The organism is Vibrio crassostreae 9ZC13, from assembly GCF_000272045.2.
Classification (GTDB): domain Bacteria; phylum Pseudomonadota; class Gammaproteobacteria; order Enterobacterales; family Vibrionaceae; genus Vibrio; species Vibrio crassostreae_C.
The window spans coordinates 61,589-79,902 of record NZ_AJYZ02000042.1; the positions used below are offsets into that span (position 1 = coordinate 61,589).

Sequence of the window (18,314 nt, forward strand, 5' to 3'; positions counted from 1 at the left end):
AACCAACGAATAGAATTTAACAGATAATGGTGGATGTATGTCTGATGTGAAATTTGAACCAAAGCAGTACCGTAAGCCTTTACCCGGTACCCATTTAGAATATTTCGACGCTCGTGAAGCGGTAGATGCGATATCTCCGAGCAGCTATAAAACCTTGCCTTATACGTCGAGAGTGCTGGCGGAACAATTGGTAAGACGTTGTGATCCAGCTGCACTTGAAGATAGCTTAAAACAGATCATCGAGCGTAAGAGCGACTTAGATTTTCCTTGGTATCCAGCACGTGTCGTGTGTCATGACATTTTGGGTCAAACCGCTTTAGTAGATTTAGCTGGCTTACGAGATGCGATTGCTGACCAAGGTGGAGACCCTGCCAAGGTTAATCCAGTGGTCGAAACTCAACTGATTGTTGATCACTCTTTAGCCGTGGAACATGCAGGTTTTGATAGCGAAGCCTTTGATAAAAACCGAGCGATTGAAGAGCGAAGAAACGAAGACCGTTTTCACTTTATCGAATGGTGTAAAACCGCGTTTAAAAACGTGAGTGTGATTCCCGCAGGTAACGGGATCATGCACCAGATTAACTTGGAAAAAATGTCTCCAGTCATTCAATCTAAAGAAGGCATCGCGTTTCCGGATACTTGTGTCGGCACAGACAGCCATACACCGCACGTAGATGCGCTGGGCGTTATTGCGATCGGTGTGGGCGGCTTGGAAGCTGAGACAGTGATGCTCGGTCGCCCGTCAATGATGCGTTTGCCTGATATTGTGGGCGTTAAACTGACTGGTCAACGACAAGAAGGGATAACCGCAACGGATATTGTGCTCGCAATAACGGAGTTCCTTCGCAATGAGAGAGTGGTCTCAAGCTATTTGGAATTCTTCGGTGAAGGGGCTCGTGCGCTGACCATTGGTGACCGCGCAACCATCTCCAACATGACGCCAGAGTACGGTGCAACAGCGGGGATGTTCTACATCGATGAGCAGACCATTCAATACCTGAAACTCACTGGTCGAGAGCCTGAGCAGGTTGAATTAGTCGAACGCTACGCTAAACAAACTGGGCTATGGGCTGACGATCTCGATTCTGCTCAATACGAACGGGTATTAGAGTTTGATCTGTCTAAGGTTGAACGCAATCTTGCAGGGCCGTCTAACCCACATCGTCGTTTGCCAACCAGAGAGCTGGCTGAACAAGGTATCAGTCAAACATCTTGGAAAGAGCAGCATGCTAAGCAGTACAGCGATGAACAGATGCCTGATGGTGCCGTAATCATCGCAGCGATTACCTCTTGTACTAACACCAGTAATCCAAGAAATGTGGTCGCCGCAGCATTGGTGGCTAAGAAAGCCAATCAGCTTGGATTAGTTCGTAAACCGTGGGTGAAAACGTCATTTGCTCCAGGTTCTAAAGTTGCCAAGCTCTATCTCGAGTCGGCGGGTTTGCTTCCTGAGCTGGAAAAACTAGGCTTTGGTATCGTCGGTTATGCGTGTACTACCTGTAATGGTATGAGCGGAGCCCTAGATCCTGCTATCCAACAAGAGATCATCGACCGCGACCTGTACTCAACCGCTGTGTTGTCAGGGAATCGAAATTTCGATGGTCGAATCCATCCCTATGCAAAACAAGCGTTTTTAGCCTCACCGCCATTAGTGGTTGCTTATGCCTTGGCGGGTACGATTCGCTTTGATATCGAAAAAGACAGCTTAGGTACAGACAGCAACGGAAAATCGATCTATTTAAGTGACTTGTGGCCGAGTGATGCAGAGATCGATGCAGTGGTCGGTGAACATGTTAAGCCTCAGCAATTCCAACAAATCTACGTGAAAATGTTCCAGCCAGACGAGGAACAGGTGACTACTGAACCGCTTTATGACTGGCGACCTCAAAGTACCTATATTCGCAGACCACCTTATTGGGAAGGAGCTCTGGCGGGAGAGCGAAGCCTATCTGGTATGAGACCTTTAGCGATTTTGGGTGACAACATCACCACAGATCACTTATCCCCTTCAAATGCGATTCTCGCTTCGAGCGCTGCGGGGGAATACCTCACCAAAATGGAAGTGCCGGAAGAGGACTTTAACTCTTACGCGACCCATCGAGGCGATCACTTAACCGCGCAACGAGCAACATTCGCCAACCCTAAGCTGTTTAACGAAATGGTGAAGGACGCTGGAGAAGTCGTGCAAGGTTCATTAGCAAGAGTTGAACCTGAAGGTCAAGTTACGCGAATGTGGGAAGCGATAGAAACCTACATGAATCGCAAGCAACCTTTGATTGTCGTTGCTGGCGCAGACTATGGGCAAGGCTCTTCACGGGACTGGGCAGCCAAAGGTGTGCGTTTAGCGGGTGTTGAAGTGATTGTTGCTGAAGGGTTTGAACGAATTCACAGAACCAACTTGGTTGGCATGGGCGTGTTGCCTCTGCAATTCAAAGCGGGGACCAATCGCAATACCTTAGAATTGGACGGTACCGAGCTTTACGACGTTTACGGCGACATTGAAGCGGGTTCTGATTTGGCTCTAGTCATCACTCGTAAAAACGGTGAAAAGCTTGATGTTCCTGTGACCTGCCGACTAGACACGGCAGACGAAGTGAATGTTTATAGCGCTGGTGGCGTGTTGCAACGTTTCGCCAAAGACTTTCTTGCAAATTAGGAGCTAGTTATGAACATCAAACAGTTAAAAGTACCTGCTACCTATATGCGGGGCGGAACAAGCAAAGGTGTTTTCTTCAACTTAAGTGACTTACCTGAAGCTGCGCAAGTTGCCGGAGAAGCTCGAGACGCATTACTTCTGCGCGTGATTGGTAGTCCAGATCCTTATGGCAAACAAACCGATGGCATGGGTGGCGCAACATCCAGCACCAGTAAAACCGTGATTGTTTCGAAAAGTAGTAAAGCCGATCACGATGTTGATTACCTATTCGGCCAAGTAGCAATAGACAAGCCGTTCGTTGATTGGAGCGGTAACTGCGGCAATCTGTCTGCTGCAGTGGGCCCATTTGCTATTCATAGTGGCCTAGTCGACTCGAATCGTATTCCAGAAAACGGCGTGGTCGAGGTGCGAGTATGGCAAGTGAACATAGAGAAAACCATTATTGTTCATGTACCTATCGCTGGTGGTGAAGTCCAAGAGTTGGGTGACTTTGAGCTCGATGGTGTCACTTTCCCCGCCGCTGAGATCCAAGTTGATTTTCTAGACCCAGCCGATGCGAGTGGTTCAATGTTTCCGACAGGGAATGTTGTCGATTTTTTAGATGTTCCAGATCTGGGTTGCATCAAAGCGACATATATCGATGCAGGGATACCAACCATTTTTGTTGATGCTGAAGCTGTGGGCTATCAAGGCACAGAGCTTCAATCGGATATTAACAGTGATACCAATGCCTTGGCTCTGTTTGAATCCATTCGAGCACATGGTGCAGTCGCGATGCGCCTTATCGATTCCCTAGAGCAAGCAGAATCACGCCAACATACACCTAAAGTTGCGTTTGTTGCTAAGCCTCAAGCGTACCAAGCCTCAAGTGGTAAATCGGTTGCTGTTGAAGATACTGACCTTCTTGTGCGTGCTTTGTCTATGGGGCAACTGCACCATGCCATGATGGGTACGGCTGCGGTTGCTATTGCTTCAGCGGCAAGTGTTCCTGGCACCTTAGTGAACTTGGCAGCCGGTGAGGGAAGTCGTGATTTCGTGACCTTTGGACACCCGTCAGGAACCTTAAAGGTAGGTGCGAAAGCGCTGCAGGCCGAAAGTGGGTGGAAAATAGAGAGGGCGATTATGAGTCGTAGTGCCCGAGTGATCATGGAAGGTGCCATTCGTGTGCCTTTTCCCAAGTAAAGCGATTGTCGTGAACGGTTAAATGTTCACGAATACAACGCTGAGAAAAGAGTGCACCCAAGTGAAACTGTTAAAAGCTAGTCGCTTGGACTAATGGATAAATCATGGAGGAGGCACTATGTCTGCTACGAATCGAATGACTAGAAAAACAGATTACATCACCGAGTATCAATGGGCGAGGGAAGACCCAAATTCGTTTTGGGAAACACAATCACAAGCGATAGATTGGTTTGAACCACCAAAAACGATATTACAAACTGACGATAACGGAATTGAGCGTTGGTTTCCTGATGGGGTGATGAACACCTGCTGGCTCGCGCTGGATTATCATTGTGAAAATGGGCGAGGTGACAATACCGCACTGATTTACGACTCTCCAGTTACAGGAACTCAATCCTCGTACACTTACAATCAATTGCGTAACCAAGTGGCTAAAGTCGCTGGTATGTTAGCCACGCAAGGCGTTACCAAAGGTGATCGTGTGGTGATCTACATGCCAATGATTCCTGAAGCGGCGATGGCAATGTTGGCCTGTGCACGACTAGGTGCGGTGCATTCGGTGGTGTTTGGTGGTTTTGCCCCTCATGAGCTTGCCGTTCGAATTGAAGATGCCGAGCCCAAGGTGTTGATTACTGCATCCTGCGGTGTCGAGATAAATAAAGTCCTGCCATATAAGCCGATGGTCGATCGCGCGATCATGGACAGCCGATGGAAGCCTGAGAAAGTGGTGGTATTCCAAAGAGAGCAGTCTCTAGCCGAATTGAACAACGAACGTGATGTACTTTGGCAGCAAGCTGTTGAGGATGCTTTGCCTCACGTATGTGTGCCTGTTCTAGCGACTGACCCACTATATATCTTGTATACATCAGGGACGACGGGTAAGCCAAAAGGCGTGGTGCGCGATAATGGTGGTCATGCGGTCGCGATGAAATACTCGATGAGCACTATCTACGATATGCCGCAAGATGGTGTGTTTTGGGCGGCTTCTGATGTCGGCTGGGTAGTGGGGCATTCCTATATTGTGTATGCGCCATTGATTCATGGTTGCACAACCATCTTGTTTGAAGGAAAGCCAGTTAGAACGCCAGATCCGGGGGCATTCTGGCGTGTGTGTGAAGAGTACAACGTCGATGTGTTATTTTCTGCGCCAACGGCATTTAGAGCTATCAAGAAAGAAGATCCTGAAGGCGAGTTACTCACCAAGTATGACTTATCATCGCTCAAGTCGATTTTTATGGCGGGAGAGCGTTTGGACCCGCCAACATTGGATTGGGTTGAGTCTCATACCAATAAACCGGTTATTGACCACTGGTGGCAAACCGAAACGGGTTGGGCTATTTCTGCCAATCCGACAGGGCTGGAATCTTTGCCAGTGAAAGCAGGTTCTTCAACTAAGCCTGTGCCCGGTTACCAAGTCGAGATTCTTAATGAATTGGGTGAAACGGCACAGCCTAATCAGCAAGGCTTTGTTGCACTCAAACGTCCACTACCACCCGGTTGTCTGCCAACGGTTTGGCGTAATCATGATCGATTTGAATCTGGCTATCTGAGCCAATTCCCAGGCTATTATGTTTCTGGGGACGGTGGCTATCTCGATGAAGATGGGTATCTATTTATTATGGGCCGTATCGACGATGTGATAAACGTAGCGGGACACCGTCTGTCGACTGGAGAAATGGAAGAGATCGTGGGTGGTCACCCAGCCATTGCAGAATGTGCGGTAGTCGGGATTCACGATGACTTGAAAGGACAACTTCCTTTAGGTCTAGTTGTGTTAAAAGATGGCGTAAAAGTCGATGGCATTGAGTTGCAAAGGGAATTGGTTGGCAAGGTTCGTAATGAGATCGGCGCGGTAGCTTGTTTTAAGCAAGCCTTGGTTGTTGAGAGGTTACCTAAGACACGCTCAGGTAAGATCTTACGTAGAACGATCCGGCAGATCGCAGAAGGTGAACAATATGTGGTGCCTTCAACTATTGACGACCCTACCAGCTTAACTGAAATTGCTGAAAAGCTCGGCAAATAGACGTCGCAGTTTAGGTAATCTCACCTTCGGCTTGTTGATTTATACATAATCCGGCGTGATGGTTTACCTAAACTCTACTTTATTCATCCGCTTATCCATTGCGTTTACTATGACCTCATTATGAGTCCCACATATTGAGGTCTTTTTATGCGAGCTTACTTTTTGTTGATTGCTTTATTGGTCAGTGGTGTTGCTAGTGCCAGTATTTCAAAGGATGAAGCGAGTAGAGCGTTGTTAGAGCCATTGAGTCATCCCAAGATATTTAAATGTGTGTCCAAGACTGGCGTCGATCTCTATCAAGCAGTTTTTGATATGGGCGTGGGGTATGAAGCCGATCCGATTAACTCGAAGATGATCGTTAATTCAAGGAAAGGTCGCTACGAATATCAAATCTTAGGCGCGGTAAGGTCTGAAAGAGCCGGTGAAATTGTTGTGTTAACTCGTCATGTGGGAGACGGTGTCAAAGTAGCCGCTATGATTGATGACGAAAATGGCAAGATACTGGGGATCGGCGATAAAAATCATTATCGAGATTGCGGTGTTAGGCCACCACCTAGCGCAGAAAACGTGCAAAACTTTTGGTCTAAAGGCTAAGAGATATGTGAAAGGCAAGAATTATAGAGAAAGCGCGATTGAGGCGACCTTATTGGTCGCCTTTTTTGTTGGTGAGGATAAAGCGAGCTCAAAGCTATATATCATTAATCAGTTATGCGATGGCTGAATAATACATAGCTGAACATGATGTATCGTCTAAACGTGGCTTTATTTATCTTATTAACGGCTCTGCTTAAGATGGTTCTACTCAAAACGAAGAACTAAGCGAGACTCCTATGAAATTCACTAAACCTTTTCTTTTAGCGACACTGATTGTGACTCTTTCTGGTTGCGCATCACCAGCAATGGATAACGAAAATGAGAATGCTGCACGTAATCGTGGTGCTGTGGGTGGTGCTTTATTAGGAGCGACAGCAGGCGCTCTAACTGGAGATGCGAGCTTAGCCGCGAAGGGTGCTGCATTGGGTGGTGTGACTGGTGGTGTTGCTGGTTCAATGAAAGATACGGATGATGCAAGAAACGCACAACGAACCCAAGTTACTGCCGATGGTCTAGCGCAAGACAATCGCACCGATGCAGAAAAGCGAGTTGCTGAAGTAGAGGCTGAAATTAAGCTTATTGAACTAGAACAACAGCTTGCTGAACTCAAAGAAGAGAAAGAAGATAACGGTGCATAAAGCTGAAGCTACAGCAAAAACCACAGCAAAAACCATAGCTTCGATATTCGTTTAATTCAAAATCATTCAAACAGAATGGCCACGTAATGTGGCCGTTTTTGTATCTAAAATACACACTTCAAACAATGAATTAATTCAATAACTTGTATAGATACTCACGCCAAGTAAACTAGACTCAGTTTAGATATTAATTTGGTTTGAGAAGCGCAATAGTCATGAATGTCACCTTAAGGGCCGCAAAGCACGCGGATTTAGAACAACTTAACGAGTTAATGTTCGATCTCCACCATCACCACCACCTTGCTAGCCCAGAGCACTTTAAAACGGCAGAAGAGATTGAGCAGGAAAAAAGCATTGCACGATACTTGGATGACCCTGAATGTTTGGTTTATGTGGCATTAAAAGGAGAGCTCATTGTTGGCTTTATCTCTGGGCATTTTTGTGAGCTTATCTCAACGGTCAGCAAACCAGTGCCGATGGGAAGTGTCGATGAACTGTTTGTCTTGCCTGATTATCGAAAAGAATCGATTGCTGAAAAGTTGTTTAACAAAGTTGAAAGTACTTTTGATGATTATGGGGTTGAACAAGTCTTTGTAGAAGTTTGGGACTTTAACTCGCCTGCCAAGGACTTCTATCAAAAAATGGGGTTCACACCTCACATTCAATGGATGAGGAAGGCTTTGCACAAAACGTAGACAGCGATTTTGTGTGGCTTTGATTACAATAGTTCAACTGCAACAGCAGTCTTCAATATTCTTCTATTATTTTTTAGGTAAACTCGTTGGTTATTCGATATTTATTAGTTTTCATACTGTCTCTTTTGAGTACTACTTCCGCTTGGGCAAACGACACTTTGCCCGATCATATCGCGGGCGCCTTGTGTGTAGTACGTGCTGATAACCAAATCGTGTTGGTTGATGAGTTGATCACCGGTCAATTGTCTCTACCGGGAGGCACTGTTGTTTCAGGTGAGCCGCCAGCCGTCGCGGCGCAACGTGAAACGTGGGAAGAGGCTGGTTTGTCGGTAACGGTCGGTGATGTGCTAGGTTATACCGACAGTGCCGTCGTGTTTGATTGTATTTCTGACTCTGAAGTGATCAGTTACAAGGCTCGAAATGAGTTAGGTGGCTTTGAGCTGCCGATTTGGTTTGCTCCTCATTATGGCGTGGAAGTCAGCCGAGCGATGTTACTTCCTCCTACTGAATTGCAAGATCACCAATACCGCTACCCAGAACAGTGGTCTGAGATTAACGAGCTGTTTTTATCTGCGACAGATCAACCGGTGACGTATGTGACTGAGCTGGTGGGCGCGGCACCCAAAGTCCATCAAGTTGAATTAAATTGGATTGTGTCACTTCAAAACACGTTCGATAAGATGCCAAGCGTATTTGCGAATACTGTGCTTTTGACTGACTTGTTGGCCAAGCCATGGGTCTTCATTGTGATATTGCCGTTAATTGCTTGGTACTTTGGCCGTAACTTCGCGTTGAAGTTTGGCTTCACTTTGATCTCGGTGACACTACTTACTTTAATCGCGCACCAAGGTTTTGGTTTTCCACGTCCACACGCTTACTTGCCAACATTGAAACTGGTGATGAGCAGTGGGTATAGTTTTCCAAGTCTGTTGGCTGCCTTGTGGGTCAGTTTAACCTTGTTAGTCTTTTGGAAACTAAAGCGCCTCTTGGAGCAAAAAGCCATTCTGGTAGTGCTCGCTGGCCTGCTGTGGATCATGCTATTTAAGTCTTATTCAGGTAGTGCGTTTTTTAGTGATGTATTAATGGGTGGCGTATTAGGCGCTTTAACGACGTGGCATATCGTGAGATTAGACGCGAAACCGGATGTTGATATTAGCGCCTTATTGAGTTCTAAAGGTGTTTGGTGGGCATTGTGCTTACTGTCGATTGTTCTGACGGTGATATGGCCACTGCCAACATTCTCATTCTGGGTGGCGATTTTGATGACGATTGCATGCCTAGTGACGTTAACAGACTCGAAACCTTTGGTTGGTCAGTTCTCATTCAAGATCGTTCTTGGAGTGATGGCGATGTTGTTAGCGGGAAATCTGCTGATTAGCTGGGCTGGAAGCTTTGTCTCTTTCAGCGGTATTGCTTCATTTATTGTTGAAACGTTACGTTTCCCAATCTTGATTCTGTTTGGTGTGGTGGCATTTCGTCTGCCATGGAAAAGAGAGTAAGCGACTCGACTAACACAAAATCAAAAAGGCTGTGCAGTGCACAGCCTTTGTCATTTCTGAAACAAGCAAAAAGTAATTCTTATTAGAACCTGTTGAGCGTTTATGAGTTGAAGATAAACTTCTCAATCGCGACCGCTACACCATGGTCGTCGTTGCTAGCTGTGATGTGATCCGCCAGTTTCTTGGTTTCTTCCATTGCGTTTTCCATTGCAATGCCAAGGCCTGCGTATTCAAGCATATGGTGATCGTTTTCAGCATCACCCATGCAGATGACTTCTTCCGCTTTAATGCCTAAGTGTTTCGCTATCGCTTCAATACCGACACCCTTGTTTGATTTCGGGTTTAGGAACTCTAAGAAGAATGGTGCACTTTGTACGATAGTAAACTGAGTCTTAAGCTCCTGTGGCAACTTACCGATGATTTCAGTCAGCTTGCTTGGTTCAGCGACAATCATAGTTTTGATGATTTCGTGGTCATCTTCTAGTTGAGAAAAGTCGAACTCGGTTATATCTAAGCAATTAATACGCGCTTCAATACCAGTGTACTCATTGTTCTCAGGTGTGATTAAGCCGTGGATCTTGCTGAAAGCATGGACATAACCACCAAGCTGTCCAGCGAGGGCAGCAATCTCTTTTGCGGCTTTACCGTTGCTGATCTCACTGTGAATGATCTCTTTTGTCGATACGTTCTGAACCATAGAGCCGTTGTAGAAGAGTACAAAGTCATCTTCGCCGTCAATCGAAAGCTCATCTAATTTGCTTTGCATGCCTTCTAAAGGGCGACCAGAAGCGAGAACTACTTTCACACCTGCAGCTCGTGCTTTGGCGATTGCGTCTTTGTTCTCTTGAGAAATCACTTTTTCACTGTTGAGTAGTGTGCCATCCATATCAAGAGCAATCAGTTTGTACATGTTGTTCCTTACTAAAAAATTAAAAGCTAACGAAATCTATGGGCGAAAGGATAAGGGAACTTGAAAGTTCAGGCTAGGGCTTTGAACAACTCATTTATCAGTACTCATTTGTTTGACCAAAAGGGGGAAGTGCTTTAAGGTCTGCGGTTGATTAATTTCATCAAATGATTGAGCTGAGGGAAAGTTGTACAAGATTAATGAAATGTTTGAAACCATTCAGGGTGAGGGCGTGTTTACTGGCGTTCCCGCTGTTTTTGTTCGTCTGCAAATTTGCCCAGTGGGCTGTTCTTGGTGTGATACCAAGCAGACCTGGGAAGCGTTGCCAGAAGAGGAAACCAGCCTTGGCGATATTATGGTTAAGACAGAAGATTCACCTACTTGGTCAGCAATCGATGCACAAGGAATCGTGAATGAATATATCAAGCAAGGTTACACTGCTAAGCACATTGTGATTACTGGTGGTGAGCCATGCATTTATGATCTTGTTCCTCTTACTGAAGCGTTTGAGCAGCACGGTTGTCGCTGTCAGATTGAGACTAGCGGAACATCAGAAGTTAAAGCCACACCGGACACTTGGGTTACGGTGTCACCGAAAGTGGCGATGAAAGCGAAACTGGAAATCTTAGATAGCGCCTTGCAACGTGCTAACGAAATTAAGCATCCAGTAGGTACAAGCAAAGACATCGAACAACTTGACGGTTTATTGGAGCGAGCAGCAGTTCCTAACGACACTGTTATCGCTCTGCAACCAATCAGCCAAAAAGACCGCGCTACTCAGCTTTGTATTGATACCTGCATTGAGCGCAATTGGCGCTTATCAATACAAACTCACAAATATTTGAGCATCGCATAGGTTGTATTTTTACTGGGCAAGATAAGTCGCTAGTAGAAGGTTCTCGTAAGGATTTAAGATGAAAAAAGCAGTGGTAGTATTCAGTGGTGGTCAAGACTCAACAACGTGTCTTGTTCAAGCATTAAAAGAGTATGATGAAGTTCATGCGATTACGTTTGATTATGGTCAGCGCCATAGACTCGAGATTGAAGTTGCTGAGTCATTGTCGAAAGAGCTTGGTGTGAAAGCGCACAAAGTGATGGATGTGACTCTGTTGAATGAACTGGCTATCAGCTCTTTGACTCGTGACGATATTCCTGTGTCTCATGAGCTGCAAGAGAATGGGCTGCCGAATTCATTCGTTCCTGGTCGTAATATTCTATTTCTGACTCTAGCGGGTATTTACGCTTACCAAATCGGTGCTGAAACCGTGATTACAGGTGTGTGTGAAACAGACTTTTCTGGTTACCCTGATTGTCGTAATGACTTTGTGAAGGCGATGAACTCTGCACTTGTACAAGGTATGGATAAGCAGCTTGATATCAAAACACCGCTAATGTGGTTAAACAAGGCTGAGACATGGGCGCTAGCAGACCAGTACTCAGCACTTGAACTTGTTAGAAACAAAACACTGACTTGTTACAACGGCATTGTTGGTGATGGCTGTGGCGATTGTCCGGCATGTGAACTGCGTAAAGTTGGCCTTAACGATTACCTCGGTGATCGCGAAAGCATCATGGCTGAGTTGGTTCGCAAACAGGCTGAGAATAAATAATTTCAGGTAAATCAATCGGTTCGTTATATGCATCAATAATGCAGTTTCGGCCGTTGCTTTTGGCTTGATAGAGTGCTTGGTCGAGCACTGAATACAAGTCATCAAAGTCACTTAATGCGTTTGAGGTTGCTAGATAAGCAAAACTCGCGGTCACATTAAGTGACTTTTTGCTTTCTGATAAAAAGACAGTGCTTGAAATGGCGTAGTGCAACTCTTCAACGCGTTCTCGTACCTCTGCTGGTGGGGTATCGGTTAACATGATGACAAATTCTTCACCCCCTAAGCGACCAAACAATTCACCATTCACTAAGTGTTTTTTAATTTGATCACTAATATGGACCAGTGCCCGATCACCAGTAGGGTGCCCATGCTCATCATTAATCTTCTTAAACCTATCTAGATCGAGCAGCACGAGCACATGCTGTTTGTCCGTCCCTTTACAGCGTTTCACTCTTTTGATTCTTCGAATTATCTCAGTTCGGCTATATGCTTTCGTTAAGCCATCAATTGCTGCTTTTGCGCGAACCGTTTTGTTTATCAATACCGTGAAGCTTGCAGCGCAAAGCAACAGAATAACAACGATGTTGTACATCCATCTTTGATGTTCCATTTTTTCAATTTGAACGCGGTCGAGTTTCGTCTGATGTGTCAGGAAAGAGCTTTCTAGTTCTTGTTCATATTTGGCGTGCGTCAGGCCGAGCGCTTCGAGTGCGAGTCGATTGTCGATATCTCTAGCTTCCATTTGTATTGACGAGTATCGCTGGTAGAAATAGAAAGCTTGTTGGTAATCGCTGAGTGATTGATGAATATCAGAAAGCTGAAGAAGTGACTGCGCGATGTATTTATGCCTTGTGACTTGTTCAGCTAATTCTAGCGCTTGTTGAGCATAGTTGAGTGCTTCCGTTGGCAGTTTCTGTTCTTCGAACATATCGCTGATCGCCAAGTAAGCATTGATGCGAATGACATCATTGCTCAGTTCGCTCGAAGCTGAAAGAGACTCAATTAGGTAGGTTCTCGCCACATCATAGTTTTTCGTTTGAGTGTACGCTTTTCCTAAGCCAAGACTTGTGAGTGCAATACCGTAGCTATGCGACGTTGAGCTCAGCAGTGTTCTTGCTGTCTGAAAGTGGTGAATTGCTAGTTCACTTTGCTCTTGGTTAAGGTAGAGATCCGCAAGGCTGTGATGCACTTGTGCTTTCATTAAATCTGAAGCGTTTACTCTGAGAATGAGAGCTTGCTCTAGATACTCCGCCGATTTTTCATATTGCTTTAATTCTTTGAGCAAGTTACCCACATCGTTGTAAACCCCTGAAATATCATGCCCTTGTGGAAACACGTTTATTAGTGATAGGTAGGTGTCTAGTGCAGCTTGATAGTCACTGCGGAAATGATGATTGTTCGCGATGACTCGATAAGTCCCGAATTTTGGTAATACAGGGTCAGCGATGTCATGTAAATCTGACTGAAGGGCAGAGCAGTAATAGTTCGCTTGATGGTATTTAGCTTGCTCGTTAAGCGATCGGCATAGCTGGTACTTTAGTAAGGCTTTACCAGTTAAATCACTGCGAGATTGCATTTTCGCCAAAAGTGTTAGAAAGCCTTGTTGTGCTTGTTCATATTGGCCTTTGCCGTCTTTCCTCAGAGCAGAAATAAACGCTGTTTCTATCGCTTGGTAGTCATTGTCGTTTGAAGCGATTCCGTAGAACGGCTGATCTCGGTGGCTCATGTATTGATACAGAAGAGACGCAAGGTAAAGCTTATCTCCATAAACCGTTGAGCCGATGTAGCGTGTTTGCAGCATGTTTAATGCGCGCTCAGGAGAGTGGTTTAAAGTAGAGAGATAAAGCGCGTTCCAATCAGCATTTGGAGTAGAGCTTAGATTGGAGGTATAGACTGGTGAATTGTGGTCACGATCTGATGTTGATACTTGGCTATAAGAACAAAAGCTAATGAATAGTAGAAAGGTAACAAAAACGAAGTGATTCACAAGAGACGATCAATCAGATAAAGAACGATATTCTATTATTAGTTTGATGTTGCTTCAAATTTTGAATGGTGCGACTACGTGGTTATGCGAGGTAGGTCTCTAATTTATTGATACTAATCAGAGGTATATCGGTCGCGCGAATCGTGCGACCGATATCGGAAATTAGATGTATAATTTCGCTAGGTCAGAAGGCTCAAGTTCTTTGCCTTCTAATGTTGCATTCCAGTTAGTACCAACAAGAACGCCGTCTTCAGCAAGAGTCAGTAACCAATCTTCTACAAAGATATCTAGTGGAATTTCTAATACTTCGAAGTCAGCCCACTCTTCAACGTTGTGAGTTTGAGCATCTTCTTTTGAAGACCAGAATGGCATCACTTCGCTGTTTTCGAATTCACTTGAGTCACATGCTAGCCAACCTTCTTCGTTGCGAAGGCCCCATACCAGTTTAGTTTCTTGTGTTTCAGAAACGAAAAGTTCTAGATTTGCTTGAGTATCAGCTGTTAGTTTGCTCATGGATTAATTCTCTATGTTGATAACGTGGCAAGATTAACATTATAGACGGCTTAGGTATATGCTATTCAAGGAATTATCACCATACTGAAACGTTAACTTAAGATAACGTTTCAGTATGGTAAAAGCTGGGTACGCCTACTTTTTAATTTTGGTGAAGATGTGCCATTCTTCTTTGATATTACCCTTAAATCCAACAACGGAAGCAACAACTTTTCGATGTAGTGCGTGATTGATTTGGGTGTCATCACTGCTGAATTCAGAATCACCATGACCTACGATGCTGACTCTAGATGGCTGAATACCGTTGCTAATTAGCGCTCGTCTTACATGTGATGCACGTTCTTTCGAAAGCTTTAGGTTATGTTCCGCGTTACCTACTTTGCTGGCATAACCTTGCAATTCAATGCTGGTACTTTCGTAGCGCTTTAAAAATGCCGCCATTTGGCGTATCTGCCCTAGAAAGACAGGGTTTATTTCCGTTGAATTATTAGCGAAGAGTATATGCAGCTCTTTCTTTTCCGATGACTCGAAATATGATCCACAACCGTCGTTATCGATCTCGGCACCAATTTGTGTATCGGGACATAAATCTCGCGCGTTTATTACACCGTCATTGTCATCATCTTGAAGATCGTAAATTTGAGTGACCGGCGGTAGAGCGCGATATTCGAATTCATCTTCGTTGTTTTCAGCTAAAGCATTGGCAGATACAACCATGAAGCAAAGCGATAATACTGTGTTGGTAAGCTTCATTAATATTCCACCTTTTCATTCCATTCTTCTGGGATCTCAACTCGTAAACCGATGAGTAGGTTACCAGTTGCGTTCATTACGCGATATTTTGCGTATTGCTCGTCATACTTAGCATCTAAATAGCCTTTACGAGCTTCGAATAATTCATTCTCAGTGTTAAGTAAGTCGAGAAGGGTACGTTTACCGATACGGTATTGTTTCTCATATGAGATTACCGTGTCTGATGCCGAGTCTACGTGGTCAGATAGGAACTCTTTTTGCTGAACCGTTAAATCAAGTGCGCTCCATGATAGACGTAGACTCTCTTCTACATTGCGGTAAGTACTTTCGCGAAGGTCCTTGGCTTTGTTGAGTTGGTAGGCTGCACTTTCTGTGCGGTCTTGATCCGAACCACCATTGTAAAGGTTGTATCTTAAACGAACCATGGCAGAAAACTCATCGCTGCTGCCTTCTGTACCACCGGCGTCATCACGCCAAGTTTGAGCGGCTTCAAAAGAAACAGTCGGGTAGTTGGTACTCTTAGATTGTTTGTATTGGAACTTCGCTGAGTCAACATCGGCTTGTGCAATCTTAATGACTGGATGCTGGTTAAACGCTTTTGCCAACGCACCATCAACGGTATAAGGAATTGCACCCGCATCTGCGCGAGGGAAAGTTAACCCTAAAGGAGATTGACCAACAAGTCTTTTAAACTGAGTATGCGTATCAAAAAGGTTGTTTTGAGCAGCAAGCAAATTCCCGTGCGCTTTCGCAATACGAGCTTCAACTTGTGACATATCTGCGGTTGAACCAATACCTGATTCCACGCGCTTACGAATATCGTTATATATCTCTTTGTGCGTCGCTAAGTTACTTTCTGAAAGAGAAAGCACTTCATAGGCTTTCACTGCATCAAGATAAACCTTTGTTACTTCTAAAGCGATGTCTTGCGCGTTAGATAGTAGTTGATAGCGCACGGACTCTGCATCAGCCGCAGTACGGTCAATATCATTGGATGTATTAGCGCCATCCCATATTAACTGGGTCAAGGTGATTGTTGCTTCTTTTCTAGTCAGATCGGTAGTGCCAGGGTTGGTTGCAAGATCTGTATGTTCATAACCAATCCCACCATCTAGGTCTATACTTGGTCGATAAGCACCACCAGAAGCGTCGTTAAGATAACGCTTACTGATATATTCGTTATAAGCACTTTTGATTTCAGGGTTGCTTTCTAATGTAAACGCAACGGCTTGCTCTAAGGTTTGTGCTGTTGCCGGCAAACTTAGCGCTATAGCTAACCCTAATGTTGTCGTTTGAATGTAATTCAATTTCCATCTCTCCAAATTGGACTGCATCTAAACCTACGCTTTTTAATGTGCTAGATACGAAATTTAGATGAACCGCCAAAAAAATAACGTTCGCTCGAGAAGCTACCGTAAATGGTTGTAAAGTTGTTAACAGTTTGCTGTGCGTTTTATGATGATTTTGAGAACGTCAATTTTACGTTTTTAGCTCTGTTATTTTTCGCAAACACAATAACTTATATTGATAGTGTGAGCACTTTCATTATTGTGTGATGTGATCAGCGTCATTACCTTGTCACTCGGTATGTTAAATGCACGATTCATAACTAGGAATTATGTGATGTTAAATGTTATATTTCGGCTAATATTATAAATAAGATGTCACAAAGTTGACGTGACAAGCGAAAATGGTTTTTAGGGGTTGATATGGACATTACAGCATTGAATTTGACCGGTGCTCTTGCATTGGGTCAGCGCATTGTTATTTCAGTTGATGGCACGGTTAGAGTACTCGAAGAGGGAGAGCCTCTACAGGCTGGAGATGTAACTCTTGAATCTCAAAATGGACCTAATGAACCTCAGGTATCAGTTAAGCGTTTTTCACCTGAAGACGGTGAAGTTGAACTTGACCAAGATATCGCTGATATTTTTGCTGCATTAGAAGAAGGCCAAGATCCTGCTGAACTCGGTGAAGAGTTTGCGACAGCTGCCGGTCAAAATGGCTCGAGTTTAGGAATTAGCGGAACGATCGAGCGTGATGGCGAAGAAACAATCCCTGGTACTGAGTTTATCACTACGGGTTTTGAAGCGCTAGGCATGTCTCGTACTCAAAGCCTGAGCCTTCTAGAGCAATTCCGTTTCGCACAACAAGAGCCAATCTTTGTAGACCTTTCTTTTAGCGCGCTTGAAGATGCACTAAGTGCATCTGTTCCAGAAGATACTTTGTTAAGCGGCCAGTTAACTGCGACCGATGCAAATAATGACCTTCTTACCTTCTCAGTTGAATCGGGCCCTTCTAACGGTAGCCTTACCCTAAATGAAGATGGCTCTTGGCAATACACTCCAGATGCAAACTATAACGGTCCAGATAGCTTCCAAGTTATCGTGACGGATGAAACTGGTCTGACAGACACGTTAACTGTCACAATTGATGTTACGCCAGTGAATGATGCGCCAGTAGCAGAGCCTAAGGACCGTTCCTTATTAGAGGACCAGGTTATTAGCGGTAGCATCAATGCTACGGATGTAGATCAACCTGTAGGTGAACCACTAGTGTTTACTACGGACACCTTAGTTGAAGGTCTAACTTTAAACGAAGACGGTAGTTATAAATTCGATGCGTCTTCTTATGGTTATCTATCCGAAGGTGAAGAACTAAAGATTGAAGTACCAGTCACAGTAACTGATGACCAAGGTGCAACTGATACAACAACGTTAACTATCACAGTCACAGGCACTAATGACCTTCCAATTGCCAATGCAGACACTGGGGCAGTTCAAGAGAACAGCACAATAACCGTTGATGTATTGGCTAACGACACCGATTTAGATGATGGTGCTCAGTTCACTTTAGACAGTGTGAGCTCGGACAAAGGTCTGGTGACTATCGTTGATAACGAACTTGTGTTTGAAGCGACTGGCGAAGATTTTGATCACCTGCCAGCCGGTGTAACAGAGCAAGTTGTGGTGACGTACACGATGAGCGATGAAAGTGGCGAGCCGATCACATCGACCGCGACTATTACTGTCACCGGCACTAACGATCTCCCAATTGCCAATGCAGACTCTGGGGCAGTTCAAGAGAACAGCACAGTAACCGTTGATGTATTGGCTAACGACACCGATTTAGATGATGGTGCGACCTTTACCTTAGACAATGTGAGCTCAGATAAAGGTCTGGCGACCATCGTTGATAACAAACTTGTGTTTGAAGCGACTGGCGAAGATTTTGATCACCTGCCAGCCGGTGTAACA

At 44.8% G+C, this 18,314-nt stretch carries 15 protein-coding genes; 10 read left to right on the forward strand and 5 right to left on the reverse strand.

The annotated features are described in order from the left end of the window. The first annotated feature begins 37 nt into the window (after positions 1-37). The 7 genes from acnD to A136_RS19005 all read left to right on the forward strand — a co-directional run bounded on the left by acnD (position 38) and on the right by A136_RS19005 (position 9,287). The gene (acnD, locus tag A136_RS18975; protein WP_017063814.1) at positions 38-2,656 is read left to right on the forward strand and encodes a Fe/S-dependent 2-methylisocitrate dehydratase AcnD; all 2,619 of its coding nucleotides are present in this window, start codon (positions 38-40) and stop codon (positions 2,654-2,656) included. Between the two features lie 9 nt (positions 2,657-2,665). Next, positions 2,666-3,838, forward strand: coding sequence for a 2-methylaconitate cis-trans isomerase PrpF (gene prpF, locus A136_RS18980; RefSeq protein WP_017063815.1), 1,173 nt, complete (start codon positions 2,666-2,668; stop codon positions 3,836-3,838). Positions 3,839-3,956: 118 nt separating this feature from the next. Beyond that, complete coding sequence (locus tag A136_RS18985; protein ID WP_017063816.1) at positions 3,957-5,861, forward strand: propionyl-CoA synthetase; 1,905 nt, start codon at positions 3,957-3,959, stop codon at positions 5,859-5,861. A 147-nt stretch (positions 5,862-6,008) separates the two neighbouring features. Beyond that, entirely contained in the window at positions 6,009-6,455 is a 447-nt protein-coding gene (locus A136_RS18990) for a hypothetical protein (RefSeq protein WP_017063817.1), read from the forward strand. 236 nt (positions 6,456-6,691) lie between these two features. After that, positions 6,692-7,093, forward strand: a complete 402-nt coding sequence (locus tag A136_RS18995; RefSeq protein ID WP_017063819.1) for a glycine zipper domain-containing protein — start codon at positions 6,692-6,694, stop codon at positions 7,091-7,093. A gap of 215 nt (positions 7,094-7,308) precedes the next feature. Further along, complete coding sequence (locus tag A136_RS19000; protein WP_009846623.1) at positions 7,309-7,788, forward strand: GNAT family N-acetyltransferase; 480 nt, start codon at positions 7,309-7,311, stop codon at positions 7,786-7,788. An 86-nt stretch (positions 7,789-7,874) separates the two neighbouring features. Next, on the forward strand, positions 7,875-9,287 hold the full coding sequence (locus tag A136_RS19005) for a bifunctional NUDIX hydrolase/phosphatase PAP2 family protein (RefSeq protein ID WP_029235162.1): 1,413 nt from the start codon (positions 7,875-7,877) through the stop codon (positions 9,285-9,287). Positions 9,288-9,387: 100 nt separating this feature from the next. Here A136_RS19005 and A136_RS19010 read toward each other — a convergent pair whose 3' ends face one another. After that, positions 9,388-10,197 (reverse strand): Cof-type HAD-IIB family hydrolase, encoded by an 810-nt coding sequence (locus tag A136_RS19010; RefSeq protein ID WP_017063821.1) that lies wholly within the window; start codon positions 10,195-10,197, stop codon positions 9,388-9,390. A 184-nt stretch (positions 10,198-10,381) separates the two neighbouring features. Here A136_RS19010 and queE point away from each other — a divergent pair, with 184 nt between their 5' ends. Continuing rightward, positions 10,382-11,050 carry a 7-carboxy-7-deazaguanine synthase QueE gene (queE, locus tag A136_RS19015; protein WP_346762947.1) on the forward strand — a complete coding sequence of 223 codons (669 nt, stop codon included), beginning with the start codon at positions 10,382-10,384 and terminating at the stop codon, positions 11,048-11,050. A 58-nt stretch (positions 11,051-11,108) separates the two neighbouring features. Beyond that, positions 11,109-11,804 carry a 7-cyano-7-deazaguanine synthase QueC gene (gene queC, locus A136_RS19020; protein ID WP_017063822.1) on the forward strand — a complete coding sequence of 232 codons (696 nt, stop codon included), beginning with the start codon at positions 11,109-11,111 and terminating at the stop codon, positions 11,802-11,804. Here the strand turns inward: queC and A136_RS19025 are convergent. The 4 genes from A136_RS19025 to A136_RS19040 all read right to left on the reverse strand — a co-directional run bounded on the left by A136_RS19025 (position 11,764) and on the right by A136_RS19040 (position 16,364). Then, positions 11,764-13,791 (reverse strand): diguanylate cyclase, encoded by a 2,028-nt coding sequence (locus tag A136_RS19025; RefSeq protein WP_017063823.1) that lies wholly within the window; start codon positions 13,789-13,791, stop codon positions 11,764-11,766. The two genes, queC and A136_RS19025, sit on opposite strands and share 41 nt — an antisense overlap. A gap of 162 nt (positions 13,792-13,953) precedes the next feature. Further along, entirely contained in the window at positions 13,954-14,304 is a 351-nt protein-coding gene (locus A136_RS19030; RefSeq protein ID WP_017062305.1) for a DUF2750 domain-containing protein, read from the reverse strand. Positions 14,305-14,439: 135 nt separating this feature from the next. Next, a complete protein-coding gene (locus tag A136_RS19035; protein WP_017062306.1) occupies positions 14,440-15,057 on the reverse strand; it encodes an OmpA family protein in 618 nt (205 codons plus the stop codon). Then, complete coding sequence (locus A136_RS19040; protein ID WP_017063824.1) at positions 15,057-16,364, reverse strand: TolC family outer membrane protein; 1,308 nt, start codon at positions 16,362-16,364, stop codon at positions 15,057-15,059. Before A136_RS19040 ends, A136_RS19035 begins: the two co-directional genes overlap by 1 nt. Before the next feature lie 402 nt (positions 16,365-16,766). On the opposite strand from A136_RS19040, the gene A136_RS19045 reads away from it, so the two are divergent. Beyond that, on the forward strand, positions 16,767-18,314 hold a 1,548-nt coding region (locus A136_RS19045; RefSeq protein ID WP_017063825.1), incomplete at its 3' end, for an Ig-like domain-containing protein.